We start from the raw sequence: 14475 nt of genomic DNA, 5'->3' as shown, positions 1-14475 counted from the left end.
AAGAAAAGGAGCTTGTTAAATACTATGTCTGTAACGTTGTTCAAAAATGCACTAGTGGTGAATGAAGGGGTGGTCATTGAGACTGACGTGAGAATTGTTGGTCAACGCATTGATAGGATTGCAAAGGAGATTGAGGCGCATCCTGATGACTCGATTGTTGACGCAAAAGGTCGTTTTCTTATTCCGGGAATGATTGATGATCAAGTGCACTTTCGCGAACCAGGCTTAACCAATAAAGGCTCCATTGCATCAGAATCCCGCGCTGCGGTAGCTGGAGGTATCACCAGTTACATGGAGATGCCGAATGTAAACCCAGCGACGACGACGATTGAAGCGCTGGAGAAAAAATTCGCTATCGCAGAAGAGCGCTCGTTAGCAAACTACTCCTTCTACTTGGGTGCAACAGAGAACAACTTAGAGCAGATCAAGCGATTAGATCCAGCGATTCACTGTGGCGTGAAAGTATTTATGGGGGCATCGACGGGCAACTTATTGGTTGAAGATCCGGATGCTCTAGAAGCGATCTTCCGTGATTCCCCTGTGCTTATCGTCACCCACTGTGAGAGTGGTCCGGTAATCCAGCAAAACCTAGATAGACTTAAGCAGTCAAAAGAAACTCTGGAAATTGACGATCATCCAGTGCTAAGAGATGACGAGGCGTGTTATGCATCTTCTTCTTATGCGGTTGGTTTAGCTAAGAAGCACAACAGTCAGCTGCATGTTTTACACATTACGACTGAGAAAGAGCTCGCTCTGTTTGACAAAGGACCGATTGAGAGCAAGAGCATCACTGCTGAAGCGTGTGTGCACCACCTTTGGTTCAGCAACGAAGATTACGCAACCTTAGGTAACCAGATCAAATGTAACCCTGCTGTGAAATGCCCTAGCGACCGAGACGCGATCTTAGCGGCTCTTCAAACGGGACAAATCGACATTATTGCGACTGATCACGCGCCTCACACTTGGGAAGAAAAACAGGTCCCTTATGAACAAGCGCCAGCGGGTTTACCGCTTGTACAGCACGCATTGTTGACTCTGTTCGATCACGTCAATAGCGAGCGTATGACGATTGTACAGGTCGTTCAAAAAACGGCTCACAACCCATCTATCCGTTATGGTATTAAAGATCGTGGATTCATCCGAGAGGGGTACTTTGCCGACTTGGTGCTAGTCGATACAGAATCTTCTACAGAAGTGACTCACGAAAACAGCTTATATCATTGTGGTTGGACACCTTTCGCTGGACATACTTTCTCTTCACGTATTGATGGCACTTGGGTCAATGGTCAACTTGTGTATGAGAACCAAACCGTGACTGACCAACCAGTTAAAGCGATGCGCCTAGCATTTGAGAAATAGTTTAAGTTTCAAAACCTGTTGTTGTGAGTAAGTAGTATGTTAAGAAAAAATCCAAGCGGTCATATGCCGCAAGTCTCTGAAAAGGCATTTATCGATCCTACAGCCATCATCTGCGGTAAGGTTATTATCGAAGAGAATGTATTTATTGGCCCATACGCTGTTATTCGTGCTGACGAGGTGAATGAAGAGGGCGATATGGAAGCAATTGTTATTAAGCGCGATACCAACATCCAAGATGGGGTGGTGATTCATTCGAAAGCAGGTGCGGCGGTCACCATTGGCGAACGCTCTTCTATTGCCCACCGCTCAATTATTCACGGACCTTGTGAAGTGAGCGACGACGTTTTTATTGGCTTCAACTCCGTGGTATTCAATACTGTTATTGGTAAAGGCTGTGTGATCCGCCATAACTGTGTGGTTGATGGAAGAGACCTTCCAGAGAGTTTCCATGTGCCTCCGATGACCAATATTGGTGCTGAATTTGACTTAAATAGTATCTCTAAAGTGCCGCCAGAGTATTCGGCGTTTTCTGAATCGGTTGTATCAGCGAATCACACTCTTGTTCAAGGCTATAGGAGAATCGCCAATGAGCTCTAAACAAGCTTCTATTTCTGGAGTGCCCACCAATATTATTACCGGCTTCCTTGGGGTGGGAAAAACCTCTGCCATTCTTAACTTAATGAAGCACAAATCGGAAGGTGAGAAATGGGCTGTGCTGGTTAATGAGTTTGGTGAGATAGGTGTGGATGGCAGACTGATACAGGGACAGAAGCCTGACGCTCAATCGGTGTTTATTCGTGAAGTCCCAGGTGGGTGTATGTGCTGTGCGGCTGGTTTACCTATGCAGATAGCGCTTAATCAACTGCTCACTGAAGCCAAGCCTGATCGCCTACTGATTGAACCGACTGGTTTGGGTCATCCAAAAGAAGTATTGCAGGTCTTATCATCTGAGCACTATCGCACAGTGCTATCGCTTAAAAAGAACATTACCTTGGTTGATGCACGTAAACTTGTAGATCCTCGTTACACCGAGCACGATACCTTCAATCAGCAAATTGCCATCGCTGATACCGTTGTCGGTAATAAAATTGACCTCTACCAAGACGGCGATAAAGAGAAGCTAGAGGCATATGTCGCTAAGGTGGCAAAACCTAACACCAGAGTCGTTTTTGCGGAGCACGGTGAGATTGCTCAGCATGAATTTGATGGCGATACTCAAGCACATACTCATCAACATCACCATCATCACGGCCACAGTAAGACATTAGCATCGGAACTACCAATGCCAGAAGAGGGTGTTATTAAAGCCAGCAACAGTGGTGAAGGTTTTCACAGTGAGGGATGGCGTTTCTCTGCAGACAAGGTATTTGAGCGCCAAGCCGTAGCTAAACTGTTATTGACGATCGATGCAGAGCGTATGAAAGCTGTGTTTATCACCCAAGACGGCATTTTTGGTTATAACCAAACAGCAGATGGCCTAACGGAGACCGAGCTGGATGATTGCAGCGAAAGCCGTATAGAGGTGATAGCGACAGAAATTGATACAGAATTAGAGAGCAAATTGCTGAGCTGCTTGAGTGCTTAGAGCCAATAGTTTGCCAAACTGCCTATTGTGAGGTGGTTAAAAATGAGCCCCTTAAATGCTTCATTGTGTTTTAGGGGCTTTGTCTTTAGAAGGTTCGAGCTTGAGGCTGGCCAGCAACGGTATTCGTCAGAGTATCGTGTGGTTGGTACATATTAGGCCACAATGACCTTTTTCTTTTCCGCCAATGCCATTGCGATGTTCGCTGCGCTATAGGCACTTTCGTTAATAAAGTGCGGGTAGACCTCTTTTTCGCTCTCCCAAAGAACATCGTATCCGAAGAAGGTAGCCAGTATCGGGTCACCTTGCTTAACTACTTCAAAGTCACGCCCGCATATTGTTGGGTGTACCGTTGCTGCGCGCATGCCGTCGTGATCGAGTGGGATTTGAACTTCTTCGAGATAGTAATAGGCATCGTAATTTTCGACTTCTCCAACCTGATCCAAATTATGTTTTTCGACATAGTCTAGTACCAAGGTAAGCATCTGTTTCATTAGCTCTAATGAGTTGTAGGTTAACGAGCCATGTGCTTGAGCGCCAACTTCAATCATGATGCCATGCTGACCTGTGGTGCAAAGGTATGGTTGATCCTGCCAAGGTTTGCGATCTTCAAACAGAATATTAGATTCTGGCATACGTTGTTTCACATACGCGCCCATCTTTTCATAGAAAGGGTCGTTTGAAAGCAAGATTAAGGTTGCCCCCATGTTGCTGGTGGTGTTGTGAAGATCAACAATCAGTTGCTTATTGTTGTCTGAATGCATCGAAGTGATTTTCTGCGCAAGTGTTTGTTCAGCATTCGCTTCGCTGTCATCGCTGTTCTTTACTGCAAACTGACGATTGAGGTCGTCGTCAATGAAACGCACGTTCTTTTTAACGGCTTCTGGGTTTCCTGTCATCGATAACACCGAAAATGTCGCACGATCTGCGTTATATAAACGGTCTTTGATGAGCTTTTGTAGATAGATTCCTGTTAACTCGTTGCCATGTGTACCCGCAACCAGTAGAACGCGATTTAGTTTGTCCATGAGCGTGATGTTCCAAATGTTACTGCGTTTGAAAACAGTATTGACCAAGATAGGCCAGCACTGTGGGATAATAATGTTTGGTAATGCTATATCATAACAACTGAGTCTTTTGTATGAGTTCAACGCTTGTTGGCAGCTGCTTAACGTCATTGCTGAACATGTCGCGATGAAAAGCAGAACTTGCATCATCTTTAGCCTATTTTGGATTTCAATTATAGTTGACCTTGTCAACTAGTTGCTTTTGGGTTACCTTTGTACTGTAAATGTTAACCCTCATCGACACTGGTTGATAACGCTCCCCAAAAGGCTCAAAGAAAGACCTATATGACTAAGTCTCAGTTTTTCGCGCACTACCTGCGTTTGAATCGTAAGTCTTACCTGCTTGCGATTATTTTCATATTCCTCGTTAACTGGCTGCAGGTCGAGATCCCTCGCTACATCCAGTTAGCGATTGATCTTATCGATGATGCGTCGGTGGCAGGTCATGATCAGTTGAAAACGTATATTGCGATCATAGTGGTGATGTCGGTGTCGATGATCATTGTGCGGACTTGGTCGCGTATCTATGCGCTTAATCCAGGGCGAATAACCGAAGCTTCTCTCAAAAACACACTGCTAGAAAAGCTCAATCGGTTACCAAACAGTTTCCACTCTCAGTTTGCCTCTGGACGTTTAATCTCAATCATTAACAACGACTTGCAAGGTGTACGTTTGTTGTTTGGTGTTGGATTTTTGCAGTTTTTCAACGCGTTATTAGCGTTGTCTTTAACGCCGTTGTGGATGTGGCGCATTTCTCCCGAACTTACGATGTATTCAGTGATTCCGATTATTATCGCGTTTGTTGTTTTCCGCGTGGGTTTTGTGAGAATGAAATCACTGCATATGGAGCATATGAAGCGATTACAGAACTTGTCTGCACAGTTGATGAGTTACCTATCGGGCATCGATTTGATAAAGAGTCAACAAATGTCACCGTGGGTGAGAGCAGAGACTGAGAAGCTTAATCAGATGTTGTTGCAGTGCAGAATGAAGATCACACGCATCCAAGTATTCTTTATGCCTGTTTTAGATTATGCCAATGACCTAATGAAGATCCTGATTCTTGGTTTAGGTGGCTACATGTTAGTTAATCAAGAACTTACGCTAGGTGAAATCACTGCTTTCTTAACTTATTCGGTACTGTTAGCCATGCCACTGATGCAGCTAGGGCGTATTGCGACCATTTACCAGCGTGGCATTGTGGGCATCACCAGTGCACAAACCATTTTGAATGCGAAGGTGCCTGAACGGGATGAAACGACGTTAACTACCGATGAAGTTGCAGCACTGAAAGGCCAAACGCTGTCAGTAAGAAACCTCAGTTTTCAATACGAAGGTGAAGAGCGTTTAGTGTTGAATGACATCAGCTTTGATATTCCGGCAGGTAAAAAAGTAGGGGTACTCGGTAGTATTGGATCAGGTAAAACGACACTGGTTAACTGCTTGAATCATCATTTAGATGTGACAGCGGGGAGCGTGTTTCTGGGTGATAAAGACATCACTGAGTTTTCGCGCAACGATTTGCGCCGCTACGTTAAAACCGTGACTCAAGACCCATACCTGTTTTCAGCAACCGTAGAAGAGAACATTCGATTTGGCAGCACTCAGGCCGATATTGTTAAAGAACAAGTGGATGAAGTGTTGAACCTTAGCCAGCTTGCGAATGATGTGGCACGTCTTGAAATGGGCGACCAAACCTTGGTGGGAGAGAAGGGCATCATGCTATCTGGCGGGCAGAAGCAACGATTGAGTATTGCGCGAGCACTATTAGAACCTGCAGACTTGATCATCATGGATAACGTCCTCTCAGCTGTTGATTATGAAACCGAAAGAAAGATTCTAGAAGGGTTGTTTAAACGCTTAGAGAATCAATCGGTGCTGGTGGTTTCACATCGTGTCAACGCATTAGAGTATATGGATGAGATCATCGTCTTAAATCAAGGAAAAGTGATTGCTAAAGGCGATCATTCAACTCTGCTAAAAACATGTCCTTACTACTATGAGACCTGGCAATTACAGCAAAATGAAGCGGAGGCAGCGGTATGTTAAAAGGCGTTGATATTCAATATCTCAAACACTTCCTGCAGTTTGCGAAGAAGTACAAGCGCACCGCATTTATCGGTATTGCGATGCTGCCGCTCACCATTATGACGAGTTTGCTGTTTCCGTGGCTGATCATTCAAGTCATCGACGTTCAATTGAGTAATGGTAATATCGATGGCTTGCTGGAATATGTGTTCTACCTGGTAGTAGTACTTATCGTCAGCTATGTGGTTGATACGACATACTCGTACAACCTTAGAAAAACAGGGCAGCTGACCATCACAGATATGCGCTCGGTGCTGTTTGCTCGTGTTCTCAAGCTTCCACGTAGCTACTTTGATAACACTCCGATTGGCATCACGCTATCACGTCTAACCAGTGACCTTGAAACCATTGGTGAAACCTTCATTCAATCTGTGGTCGGTTTGGTAAAAGACACGCTGAATACGCTCGCTCTGATTGGGATGATGTTTTACATCGATTGGAAGCTCACCCTGATCGTATTAGTGGTGATGCCACCGGTGATGTACTTGACGGTGTTTGTCCGAAACAAGCTGCGTCAGATGCATCTGATTACCCGTTCGACATTGGCACGCGGAATTGGTTTTCTACAAGAAGCCTTGTTAGGCATGAAAACCGTTCAGCTGTATCGTGCTGAAGAAGCCGTCGAGAAAAGATTCAAAGGCTATACCGACGAGTTTTTGAGAGCGCAGAAGAAGATCAATAAGTACGATGCGATTCTATTCTCGGTGATCTCCGGTGTCACCTCGATAACCATTGCATTGATGATTTGGTTTGGCTCAGAGCAAGTTCTACAAGGCAGCTTGACTCTGGGTGTATTGATCGCTTTCATCAATACTTTAGAGAAAGTGTTTGTTCCGATTCGTGACTTTACCTCGCAAATCGCCTCAATTCAGAGCTCGTTTGCAGCCTTTGACCACATTGAAGAGCTGTTTGTTGAGCCGACAGAGGAGCAGGGGAGCAAACTGCTGCCGTCACATCAAGTTGAAGAGCAACTACGTGACTTTGTGAGTTTGGAATTTAAGAATGTCAGCTTCCGTTACAAGCCGGACGCACCATATGTACTCAAGGATGTCTCTTTCGTTTTAGAGAAAGGCCATCAGATTGCGTTAGTAGGTTCGACAGGTTCTGGTAAGTCGACGATCATGCGTTTGATTTCGAAAACCTATCAGAATTATGAAGGCAGCATTCTGCTTAACGGCATCGAGTTGTCAGATATTTCAATGGAAGACTCAGCGCACCTGTTTTCATTGATGATGCAAGACGTACATCTTTTTGAAGAGAGTGTTCATTTCAATATCGCTCTAGGTAAAGCACATGTTTCGCGTGAACAAGTTGAGCAAGCTGCGCGTTATGTGTATGCGGACCAGTTCATTCAGCAGTTGCCTGATGGGTATGATTTCCAGCTTGATAAGAACGGCTCGAATCTGTCTGTGGGTCAGACACAATTGCTCTCATTTGCTCGTGCGGTAGCGCAAGGTGGGCAGGTAATGATGCTCGATGAAGCAACCAGCTCGGTTGATTCGATAACGGAAAATCTGATCCAAAAAGCAATGCAAAAGCTGTTCAAAGAGAAGACAGTGATTGCCATTGCACACCGCCTGAGTACCGTTCGTCACTCCGACATAATTTTGGTGTTAGAGAAGGGTCAGATCGTTGAACGAGGTAATCACAGACAATTGGTTGACCACAATGGTGTATATGCAGGGCTACTCAATGAGTCCATCGTAGAAACCAGCGATCAACAAGTGGTTGGAGCGTAATAGTTCCCCAACATTATAAAAATGCAATCAACCTAAAGGATTGCAGAGCATTACTTATGGTTAAATAGTTGAGCTGATGGTCGTTAAACGATAGATTTATCATTAACAAGCAAGAAAAAGCACCCAGTTTTGTATCAAGGAAATGGCCGAAATAAACATATTTTACTTCGGGAAATATGTTATTCTCTCGATACTACTAAAGGAGTGTTTTTAAAACACTGAAATGTATACGAGCGACAACCGAATGCTCGTGTCAGTCACTTTCTGGCGAATATGGAATAGAAAATGTTGTTGGAAGAAGTTGTAGAAATTATTGAGTTGACCGATTCAGATCATTTAGTTCAAGCAATGGAATTGTTTAATGAACATGGTTTTGTTCATGCTGAGCAACTGCCGTTTATGAAGGTAGTGTTTGATACTGCTCCTGAGCACTTAGCTATGAAGCTCTCTCAAGTTGGCTTTAAGGGTAAAGTTGAGATTGTGAAAGCAGAAGGTGCATCGGATTATATTGTGTTTGACGCTGATCGTACCGAGTCAGAGGGTGCAGTCAATTGGAGCAAGAGTGCTTAAGTCTTTTTGAACGACAAAGCAGGACTTTTATCATTATTTGAGGTTAACACAGTGACAACAGCGACTACTTCATCAACTGAACATCTGTCTAACGAGCATGCCTTATTGGGTGCAGCACTGCTTGCAGCGCAAAAGGTTGAGTTCTCACTTTATACCGTGATTGCTAAATTGGTTACCAGTGATAGCAATGATCATGAACGCCAAGCGATTGAACTTAATGCCGATACTTTTTTGAAAGGCAGCAGCAGTGACTTGTCATTAGTTCTCGATCTTTATTATCAAGTATTTGGCAACAAAATACCGCTTACGAAGGCAGAAGTGAGTGATTTTGTTTTTAATCGTAACCTTATTTCGCGAAACTACTGGCGTGCTACTGGCGCGAACGTCAAGTGTGGAGAAAAGTTAGGTAACCCAGAGCTCTACTTATCTGAGTTTGTCGCTAAATGCGAAGCTTGGTTACACAAACTCGCTTAACTCTGTTTTAAGTCTACTTACGCGAATTGAAGTTAAAGAAAACCACGGAGGCGTGGTTTTTTTGTACCTGAAATCTAAGAGAGAGGCTATTTTCTGAGCGGCTTAAGGCGTATGTTAAAAATTAGATTGACTTGGCTTCTCGACTAGCGAATTACACCATTTCCATATAGAGTGACCTAATATCAAGATGTATAAAGGAATAAGCAATGCTAAGAGTGGTTTGGTTAGTGATAATGGCTATTTTGCCTATGATGAGTTCTGCGTCTGAAGAGACACGATACTCTGAACAGGAGTACCTAGATAGACCGTTGATGGAACGTTACATCTTAGACGAACTCAAGTCTCTGCGAATTGACCAGCAAGACCTTGAGCGCAGAATGACCATTCAAATCACCGATCGTGAGCTAGAGGTGGCGGACAAGTCGCTCAACTATGCAAACGTCACCGTAACTTATTTCTTCTATATCATCGCGGGTGTTGCTTCTTTGATCGCTTTGATTGGTTGGCAATCGCTCAAAGAAATCAAACACAACACTAAAGAGATGGCCGATCAACGGTTGGATAAGATTGCTCAAGAGTACGAGAAGAAGTTTGTCGCACTCGAGAGAGACTTAAAACGTAAAACTCGCATTATCTCTGAAAACAATCGCGAGATTGAGATCATCAATGAAGTACACAACCTTTGGTTGAGAGCCCAGAACCAGCAGACTCCTGAGCAGAAACTTGAGATCTATGATGATATTCTTAAGATTCGTCCTGGTGACTTAGAAGCTCTGACTTATAAAGCGGATGCAGCGATGGAGATGCAAGAATTCCATTGGGCAATGAGCTTGTGTAACCGTGTATTAGAAGTGGACCACCAAAACGCGCACGCGCTATACCAACGTGCTTGTGCATACGCGCGTTTAGGTTCTGAAGTCCAAGCTATTGAAGATCTTAAACGTTCAATAGAAGCGAGTGCTTCAATGCGTGACCTTATCTCGGATGAAACCGACTTTGAAATGTTGCGAGGTTTGGAAGGGTTTGAAGCGCTACGTGAAGAGCAATAGTGCTGTAAACTAGCCCTTTGGTGATGTTATCAAAGGGCTTTGTTGTATTAATCGACGACGACAGCGGTACCGCTGGCTGAAACCATGAGCATGCCGTTGCCTTGACCTAACACTTCGTAATCAATGTCGACACCGACAACAGCGTTTGCACCCAGCTCTTGGGCTTTTAGTTCTAGTTCTTGGAACGCATAAGAGCGCGCTTTTTCGAGCTCTTTTTCATAAGTGCCAGAGCGACCACCTACGAAGTCTCGAATGCCTGAAAACATATCTTTAAACACGTTAACACCGAGGATGGCTTCTCCGGCAATCACCCCTTTGTATGCGACGATGCGTTTTCCTTCAATTGACTGAGTTGTTGTCACGATCATAATGCAGTTTCCTTATCGGTTTAATCTGTGTGATTAGAGCTAAATTGCTCCCTTAACCATGCTCTTAGTTTTAGCACACTTTCATTTTTAAGTTTGTTATCGGAACAAACAAAATAATAGTCCTGATGCGGGTTTGAAACGGGTGCGCTAATTTCGACTAAGGCTCCATGCTTTATATCGTCACGCACAAATAGTCGGTGAGTGACAAGTATACCAAGAGAGCGTGTCGCGGCTTGTACCGCCTGAATCGACACATCGAAGGAGAGGTTAGTACTGAAGAGTGGCATGGGCAGTCTGTGTGCATCGCACCATACTTGCCAATCGTGCTCTCTACGTGGGTTAAAAACGCCAATGACGGGGTAGGTTTTGATCAGATCTTCCATCGATTGCGAACCCTGTTCACTGACTAAATTAGGGCTGGCTACTAGCACCAGCTCATCATCTCCAAGTTTTTCACAGTAGTAATCTTGCCACTCTCTCGGTTTTCCATGTACCAAGGCAATATCGACTCCCTCTTGCTCGAGGTCGAAATAACCAATTCGGTTGGAGAGTCGAATATCTAGGCTCGGTGAATTGTGTTGCAACATAGGAACCCGGGGTATCCACCAGTGTAGCGCCAAGGAGTTGACCATATTGACGGTCAATCTGTTCTCTTTAGGTGTGTTGGCTAGCTGATCTGTCGCATCGACAATTTGTTCAAGCGCGGGCGCGACTTTTCGATAGTAGCGCTTACCATCAGTGTTGAGAACGACACGTCGTCCAACACGCTGGAATAGAGGTTTATTAACTTGCTGCTCTAACGACTTGATCGCTTGGCTCACTGCAGAGTGGCTAACAAACAGAGCTTTAGCTGCCTCGGTCATGCTACCTGTCTCTGCAACAGCGACAAAAGCGTAGATTGATTTTAATGGAACGAGTTTTTTCATAAGTAAGTTTTCCTTACAGTTATGGTTAATATTACTCGCTATTTTTTGTTGTGTCAGCCTTCTAAAATAAAGCGCATAGGAGGTGATAATTATGTCTGATATTACCAAGGCCACCCTGTTTATGGTGGTGTCTACATTTAGTCTGTCAGTTGGCGGGCTTGCAGCGAAATACCTCGCTGAGATCATGCCAGTAACCTTGCTCGTTTTTTCTAGATTCTTCTTTCCTAGTCTGATTTTATTGTCTTTCTTAGTTTTCGTACGATTGCGTAAACCTAGTCGCACGTTACTCAAGCCCATTGTCTCTAGAGCTTTGTGCATGACGGCTTGTCAGCTCTGTTTTTTATCATCACTGCAGAGCTTAACTTTGGTTGAGAGTATCGTTTTGTTTAGCACTGGCCCTTTGTTTATCCCAGTGTTAGAAAAATTAATATTTGGCGTGAAATTCAACCCAAGGACTTTAGTTTGTTTAGGGATGACGTTTACCGGTGTTGTACTGATGGCGGGAAATCTCTCGGAGTTCGACTTTAAACCCGCGATCTTAATTGGCTTAATGGCAGGATTCTTTAACTCAGGCTCACAAGTGAGTTTGTATCGAGCATCTAAGGGGGAATTATCAGCTGCAGAGATGAATGCGTGGACCTTCTTGATCGCCGCTCTGTTGGCTTCACCGATCATGATTTATAGCTTGCTGGATACTGTATCGCTCGATCAGCCACTCATTACCAATGTGGGAGAAGGGTTTACGCTATCGAATTATTATTGGGTAGGGTTGGTGTTGGCGATGTTTGCGGGGTTCACCATCAACACACAAATATGTCGCGCCAAAGCCTATCGTCTGGTAAGCAGTGGCTCTCAATTGGCTCCGCTGATTTTCACCACACTCTTGTTCAGTGCGATTTGGCAAGCTCTGTTGTTCGACGACACATTTTCGAATCAAAAGCTATTTGGTATTGGGCTGATTATTTTTGCTAGCATGGTCAATACTTTCTTGTCTCACCGAAAGCACAAGCTTGCTCTTACGTTAGATACGGAAAACCCTAAAGCGGTGAATGAATGCAGACCGTAAAATTCTCGATATGTGCTAGCGTATCAACGGCTAGTATTGTTCCAGCTAAAAAGTGTTGTTCGGGGGAAAAGTCTAGGTGTTATGTTTTTACCTTGTTGGTAGTAACCAATTAAGCGACGAGTTTGGAGATCATGAAGCCGTAAAGGTTGCAAAAAATGACTGAACTTAGGCGTCTTCGGTATGCTAATTGTCACTTTGAGCTGATAGACTGGTTACAGCATCAAGATAAAAGTTCGGAGTGAAAGCGCAGAGATGAAATTACAAGTTGATACCCACACTCATACATACGCCAGTGGTCATGCATACAGCACCTTGATTGAGAATGCTAAAGCTGCCAGTGATCGAGGCCTTGCGATGTTTTGTACAACGGATCACTCAGAGTCTATGCCGGGCGCGCCACACTACTGGTTTTTCAGTAATCAACGCATACTCCCTCGTTTTATCGAAGGCGTCGCCATTATTCGCGGCGTTGAATCGAACATCATGAACACGGAGGGTGAGATTGACGTACACCCGAGTGTAGACAAGAACCTCGATTGGGCTATCGCAAGCTTTCATGAACCTGTTTTCCCGCCTGCAGATAAAGCGGCTCATACTTTGGCGCTGATTAACGTGATCAAGGCTGGCCGTATTGATGCGCTTGGACATTTAGGTAATCCGAACTTTGACTTTGATTTTGAAGCCGTGATTGATTGTGCGGTTGAGCACAATGTCGCTATCGAGATCAATAACACTACGCTGAAAGGCAATAGCCGTATTGGTAGTGTTGAGCGTTGTTATGAAATCGCCAAAATTGCCAAGGCAAAAGGGGCATACATCACAACCGGTAGTGATGCACACTTTTGTGCGGATGTCGGGGGCTTAGACCTCGTTTCTCAACTGCTTGATGAAGTCGGTATGCCGCCTGAGCAAGTGATTACGCATTCGCCTAGCCAGTTTCTGCGCTTTTTAGCACTGCGTGGGCGCGATGAGATCCCTGAATATTCAGGTCTTGTTTAAGAGAATGTCGGCGGGTTTGCATTTCGTCACAATCATTTTTTGTGTGTGCGACATTTTTGTATAAACTAGCGCTCACAAATAAAGTCATAAGCACCGTAAACAAAAAGGTGTATCTTCAACTGGAGAAACAATGAAAACTCGCTCAATTCTTTTATCTGGCCTGATTGCGGCCTCGGTGATGTCGGCATCAGCGTTTGCAAGCGTAGATCTTAAGAAAAACATGCAAGAGATGAAGCTTGCGTTCAAACAAGCTGCAGAAGCTCAAAGCATTGAAGAGATGCAAAAACCAATGGTACGTCTAGATACTTTGGTTGCTGAGCTGCAAACGGGTTCTTACCCTGCGGAGAAAGAGCAAAACTTCATGGAAGGTTTCTCTAAGATCCAAGCATCCATTGACTCGATTGAACAGAAACTAGAACAAGGCCAATTCGAAGAAGCGAAGCAAGAGCTACGCACGATTGATGGCCTACGTGAGCAATACCACGAGAAGCGTAACCCAAGCATCTGGAGCAAGCTATTCGGTTAACCTTTTGATGCTCCGTTATGAGAGTGTCCTTTAGGTCATTCAGAACTCTAACGCCACACCGGCTTTTGTTGGTGTGGCGTTTTTATTTCGAGCAAACTGACTATGTGAATAATATCAATAATGTGCGTTAGCTTAGGTTTTTAACATAATGTTAATTAATCCGTTTAAACGCCTAGTTAGCTGATTCATAATGTTAGAAATTTATAAACCCTATTTATAGATTCGTACTAGATGCGTCAAACGTCGTTCAATTACTCCATGCTATGGGCTACCGCTTTAAGCTGGACGCTCATTACACTGATGCCTGTTATCAATGCTCACGGTAACAGCGCGGGAGTGTGGGCGACGTTATGTACCGTAAATGGGTTTGAGCTAGTACAAGTTGAAGAAGGTGAGCCGCAAACACACAATGGTAAGCCGTGTCCCTTTAGCCACTTTTCTAGTTTCCATCATGATGAAATTCCAACTGCACTACTAACAACTCGACTGAGTTTGATTGTCTCAGACAGCTACGCTTTTTTGGCTCTAAGCGAGGCTTTTAAGAGACATTCTCCTAGAGGCCCACCTCAAGCTATTTCCTAACTCAAACAACAAAAACCAAAACAATATAATTAAGTAAAGTTAATCTGCTCACACCCTTTCCCACTTTCTGATGACCTTAG

The 14475-nt window shown here is 44.2% G+C and carries 15 protein-coding genes; 12 read left to right on the top strand and 3 right to left on the bottom strand.

What is annotated here, in order from left to right; genetic code table 11:
• Positions 1-24 precede the first annotated feature (24 nt).
• The 3 genes from vsple_RS16445 to vsple_RS16435 are packed head-to-tail and all read left to right on the top strand — an operon-like array spanning position 25 to position 2944.
• Complete coding sequence (locus vsple_RS16445) at positions 25-1359, top strand: dihydroorotase (RefSeq protein WP_261883894.1); 1335 nt, start codon at positions 25-27, stop codon at positions 1357-1359.
• 36 nt (positions 1360-1395) lie between these two features.
• The gene (locus vsple_RS16440; RefSeq protein WP_261883893.1) at positions 1396-1956 is read left to right on the top strand and encodes an LbetaH domain-containing protein; all 561 of its coding nucleotides are present in this window, start codon (positions 1396-1398) and stop codon (positions 1954-1956) included.
• Positions 1946-2944 carry a CobW family GTP-binding protein gene (locus vsple_RS16435; RefSeq protein WP_261883892.1) on the top strand — a complete coding sequence of 333 codons (999 nt, stop codon included), beginning with the start codon at positions 1946-1948 and terminating at the stop codon, positions 2942-2944. Before vsple_RS16440 ends, vsple_RS16435 begins: the two co-directional genes overlap by 11 nt.
• 152 nt (positions 2945-3096) lie before the next feature.
• On the opposite strand, the gene vsple_RS16430 is transcribed toward vsple_RS16435, so the two are convergent.
• Positions 3097-3969, bottom strand: coding sequence for an aspartoacylase (locus vsple_RS16430; RefSeq protein ID WP_261883891.1), 873 nt, complete (start codon positions 3967-3969; stop codon positions 3097-3099).
• Between the two features lie 324 nt (positions 3970-4293).
• Here vsple_RS16430 and vsple_RS16425 point away from each other — a divergent pair, with 324 nt between their 5' ends.
• The 5 genes from vsple_RS16425 to vsple_RS16405 all read left to right on the top strand — a co-directional run bounded on the left by vsple_RS16425 (position 4294) and on the right by vsple_RS16405 (position 9928).
• Positions 4294-6057 (top strand): ABC transporter ATP-binding protein, encoded by a 1764-nt coding sequence (locus vsple_RS16425; RefSeq protein ID WP_261883890.1) that lies wholly within the window; start codon positions 4294-4296, stop codon positions 6055-6057.
• Positions 6051-7835: an ABC transporter ATP-binding protein gene (locus vsple_RS16420; protein WP_261883889.1), complete on the top strand. Its 1785-nt coding sequence runs from the start codon at positions 6051-6053 to the stop codon at positions 7833-7835. Before vsple_RS16425 ends, vsple_RS16420 begins: the two co-directional genes overlap by 7 nt.
• 285 nt (positions 7836-8120) lie before the next feature.
• Complete coding sequence (locus vsple_RS16415) at positions 8121-8405, top strand: hypothetical protein (RefSeq protein ID WP_261883888.1); 285 nt, start codon at positions 8121-8123, stop codon at positions 8403-8405.
• Positions 8406-8456: 51 nt separating this feature from the next.
• Positions 8457-8879 carry a hypothetical protein gene (locus vsple_RS16410; RefSeq protein WP_261883887.1) on the top strand — a complete coding sequence of 141 codons (423 nt, stop codon included), beginning with the start codon at positions 8457-8459 and terminating at the stop codon, positions 8877-8879.
• Between the two features lie 206 nt (positions 8880-9085).
• Positions 9086-9928, top strand: coding sequence for a tetratricopeptide repeat protein (locus tag vsple_RS16405; protein WP_255232548.1), 843 nt, complete (start codon positions 9086-9088; stop codon positions 9926-9928).
• Between the two features lie 47 nt (positions 9929-9975).
• Here vsple_RS16405 and vsple_RS16400 read toward each other — a convergent pair whose 3' ends face one another.
• Both vsple_RS16400 and vsple_RS16395 read right to left on the bottom strand, forming a co-directional pair.
• Positions 9976-10296 (bottom strand): heavy metal-binding domain-containing protein, encoded by a 321-nt coding sequence (locus vsple_RS16400; RefSeq protein ID WP_261883886.1) that lies wholly within the window; start codon positions 10294-10296, stop codon positions 9976-9978.
• Between the two features lie 20 nt (positions 10297-10316).
• Positions 10317-11222 (bottom strand): LysR substrate-binding domain-containing protein, encoded by a 906-nt coding sequence (locus vsple_RS16395; protein ID WP_261883885.1) that lies wholly within the window; start codon positions 11220-11222, stop codon positions 10317-10319.
• Between the two features lie 91 nt (positions 11223-11313).
• Here vsple_RS16395 and vsple_RS16390 point away from each other — a divergent pair, with 91 nt between their 5' ends.
• The 4 genes from vsple_RS16390 (at position 11314) to vsple_RS16375 (ending at position 14395) form a co-directional block, all read left to right on the top strand.
• Positions 11314-12288 (top strand): DMT family transporter, encoded by a 975-nt coding sequence (locus vsple_RS16390; protein ID WP_261883884.1) that lies wholly within the window; start codon positions 11314-11316, stop codon positions 12286-12288.
• A gap of 252 nt (positions 12289-12540) precedes the next feature.
• On the top strand, positions 12541-13287 hold the full coding sequence (locus vsple_RS16385) for a phosphatase (RefSeq protein ID WP_261883883.1): 747 nt from the start codon (positions 12541-12543) through the stop codon (positions 13285-13287).
• Positions 13288-13417: 130 nt separating this feature from the next.
• The gene (locus tag vsple_RS16380; protein ID WP_261883882.1) at positions 13418-13813 is read left to right on the top strand and encodes a cytochrome b562; all 396 of its coding nucleotides are present in this window, start codon (positions 13418-13420) and stop codon (positions 13811-13813) included.
• Between the two features lie 231 nt (positions 13814-14044).
• On the top strand, positions 14045-14395 hold the full coding sequence (locus vsple_RS16375; RefSeq protein WP_032550338.1) for a hypothetical protein: 351 nt from the start codon (positions 14045-14047) through the stop codon (positions 14393-14395).
• Positions 14396-14475 lie beyond the last annotated feature (80 nt).

This window comes from Vibrio pelagius (assembly GCF_024347575.1).
GTDB lineage: Bacteria > Pseudomonadota > Gammaproteobacteria > Enterobacterales > Vibrionaceae > Vibrio > Vibrio pelagius.
This window is presented reverse-complemented; position numbering and strand designations above follow the sequence as displayed.

Coding starts and splice junctions, on each gene's coding strand:
- vsple_RS16430 (WP_261883891.1), bottom strand. CDS start 3,969: ATGGACAAACTAAATCGCGTTCTACTGGTTGCGGGTACACATGGCAAC.
- vsple_RS16415 (WP_261883888.1), top strand. CDS start 8,121: ATGTTGTTGGAAGAAGTTGTAGAAATTATTGAGTTGACCGATTCAGAT.
- vsple_RS16440 (WP_261883893.1), top strand. CDS start 1,396: ATGTTAAGAAAAAATCCAAGCGGTCATATGCCGCAAGTCTCTGAAAAG.
- vsple_RS16380 (WP_261883882.1), top strand. CDS start 13,418: ATGAAAACTCGCTCAATTCTTTTATCTGGCCTGATTGCGGCCTCGGTG.
- vsple_RS16385 (WP_261883883.1), top strand. CDS start 12,541: ATGAAATTACAAGTTGATACCCACACTCATACATACGCCAGTGGTCAT.
- vsple_RS16420 (WP_261883889.1), top strand. CDS start 6,051: ATGTTAAAAGGCGTTGATATTCAATATCTCAAACACTTCCTGCAGTTT.
- vsple_RS16445 (WP_261883894.1), top strand. CDS start 25: ATGTCTGTAACGTTGTTCAAAAATGCACTAGTGGTGAATGAAGGGGTG.
- vsple_RS16375 (WP_032550338.1), top strand. CDS start 14,045: ATGCGTCAAACGTCGTTCAATTACTCCATGCTATGGGCTACCGCTTTA.
- vsple_RS16405 (WP_255232548.1), top strand. CDS start 9,086: ATGCTAAGAGTGGTTTGGTTAGTGATAATGGCTATTTTGCCTATGATG.
- vsple_RS16390 (WP_261883884.1), top strand. CDS start 11,314: ATGTCTGATATTACCAAGGCCACCCTGTTTATGGTGGTGTCTACATTT.
- vsple_RS16435 (WP_261883892.1), top strand. CDS start 1,946: ATGAGCTCTAAACAAGCTTCTATTTCTGGAGTGCCCACCAATATTATT.
- vsple_RS16425 (WP_261883890.1), top strand. CDS start 4,294: ATGACTAAGTCTCAGTTTTTCGCGCACTACCTGCGTTTGAATCGTAAG.
- vsple_RS16400 (WP_261883886.1), bottom strand. CDS start 10,296: ATGATCGTGACAACAACTCAGTCAATTGAAGGAAAACGCATCGTCGCA.
- vsple_RS16395 (WP_261883885.1), bottom strand. CDS start 11,222: ATGAAAAAACTCGTTCCATTAAAATCAATCTACGCTTTTGTCGCTGTT.